This window comes from Duganella radicis, assembly GCF_009720825.1.
In the GTDB taxonomy this organism is placed as follows: domain Bacteria; phylum Pseudomonadota; class Gammaproteobacteria; order Burkholderiales; family Burkholderiaceae_D; genus Rugamonas; species Rugamonas radicis.
In genome coordinates, this window is sequence record NZ_WNKY01000138.1 from 1 (window position 1) to 289 (window position 289).

The window sequence follows — 289 nt, forward strand, 5'->3', positions numbered from 1 at the left end:
AGTAGGTAGCTTAACCGCAAGGAGGGCGCTTACCACGGTAGGATTCGTGACTGGGGTGAAGTCGTAACAAGGTAGCCGTATCGGAAGGTGCGGCTGGATCACCTCCTTTCTAGAGTTTGCAGGTTCTCCGGAACATTTCAAGCGCTCACACTTATCTGCTGTACCGTTCTTTAACAATCTGGAAGAAGTAAAGTTTTATTAAGCGTGTAAGAAATTACACACTTAGGGTAGTAAAACTCATCATCACATAGTAGTAAATGCTTGAACTATAGCCGTCAAGGTTATAGGG

1 rRNA gene is annotated in these 289 nt (G+C 44.6%); it reads left to right on the forward strand.

Annotated features, from left to right (window positions below):
• Positions 1-109: ribosomal RNA gene (locus tag GM676_RS31395) — 16S ribosomal RNA — on the forward strand; the annotation flags it as partial.
• Between the last annotated feature and the right edge of the window lie 180 nt (positions 110-289).